Annotated in this window: 1 rRNA gene; it reads right to left on the bottom strand. The window is 54.6% G+C overall.

The window, feature by feature from the left end:
- Nucleotides 1-46: 46 nt before the first annotated feature.
- A 23S ribosomal RNA gene (locus ACUN9Y_RS22060) occupies nucleotides 47-1,766 on the bottom strand; the annotation flags it as partial.

The raw sequence follows: 1,766 nt of genomic DNA, 5'->3' as shown, positions 1-1,766 counted from the left end.
ATCCGGCAATTGGCGAGTCATCGACCACAAACCCTTTGGGTGTTATATGGTCAAGCCTCACGGACAATTAGTATCGGTTAGCTCAACGCCTTGCAGCGCTTCCACACCCGACCTATCAACCAGCTGGTCTTGCTGGGTCCTTTAGGAGGCTCAAGGCCTCAGGGAGATCTCATCTTGAAGGAGGCTTCCCGCTTAGATGCTTTCAGCGGTTATCCCGTCCGTACATAGCTACCCGGCGATGCCACTGGCGTGACAACCGGAACACCAGAGGTACGTCCACTCCGGTCCTCTCGTACTAGGAGCAGCGCTTCTCAAATCTCCAACGCCCACGGCAGATAGGGACCGAACTGTCTCACGACGTTCTAAACCCAGCTCGCGTACCACTTTAAATGGCGAACAGCCATACCCTTGGGACCGACTTCAGCCCCAGGATGTGATGAGCCGACATCGAGGTGCCAAACACCGCCGTCGATGTGAACTCTTGGGCGGTATCAGCCTGTTATCCCCGGAGTACCTTTTATCCGTTGAGCGATGGCCCTTCCATACAGAACCACCGGATCACTAGAACCTACTTTCGTATCTGCTCGACGTGTCTGTCTCGCAGTTAAGCACCCTTATGCTCTTGCACTCAATGCACGATTTCCAACCGTGCTGAGGGTACCTTCGTGCTCCTCCGTTACTCTTTGGGAGGAGACCGCCCCAGTCAAACTACCCACCACACACGGTCCTCGATCCGGATAACGGACCTGAGTTAGAACGCCAATGATGCCAGGCTGGTATTTCAAGATTGGCTCCACTCGATCTGGCGACCGAGGTTCAAAGCCTCCCAGCTATCCTACACAAGCAACATCAGCGTCCAGTGTGAAGCTGTAGTAAAGGTTCACGGGGTCTTTCCGTCTAGCCGCGGGTACACAGCATCTTCACTGCGATTTCAATTTCACTGAGTCTCGGGTGGAGACAGCGTGGCCATCATTACGCCATTCGTGCAGGTCGGAACTTACCCGACAAGGAATTTCGCTACCTTAGGACCGTTATAGTTACGGCCGCCGTTTACCGGGGCTTCGATCAAGAGCTTCGCTTGCGCTAACACCATCACTTAACCTTCCGGCACCGGGCAGGCGTCACACCCTATACGTCCGCTTGCGCGTTTGCAGAGTGCTGTGTTTTTAATAAACAGTTGCAGCCACCTGGTATCTTCGACCGCGTCAGGCTCCGGTCGCGAGGACCTTCACCCTAATGCGGCGTGCCTTCTCCCGAAGTTACGGCACCATTTTGCCTAGTTCCTTCACCCGAGTTCTCTCAAGCGCCTTGGTATTCTCTACCTGACCACCTGTGTCGGTTTGGGGTACGGTTCCACAGTATCTGAAGCTTAGAGGCTTTTCCTGGAAGCGTGGCATCGATGACTTCCTGACCGTAGTCAGTTCGTCTCGTCTCTCGGCCTTAAGGATCCGGATTTGCCTAGATCCTCAGCCTACCGACTTTCACCAGGACAACCAACGCCTGGCTCACCTAGCCTTCTTCGTCCCCCCATCGCAATACTGTGAAGTACGGGAATATTGACCCGTTTCCCATCGACTACGCCTTTCGGCCTCGCCTTAGGGGCCGACTCACTCTGCTCCGATTAGCGTAGAACAGAAACCCTTGGTCTTCCGGCGGGGGAGTTTTTCACTCCCCTTGTCGTTACTCATGTCAGCATTCGCACTCGTGATACCTCCAGCAGACTTCTCAATCCACCTTCATCGGCTTACACGACGCTCCTCTACCGC

This window comes from Halomonas sp. V046, assembly GCF_052645355.1.
This window is presented reverse-complemented; position numbering and strand designations above follow the sequence as displayed.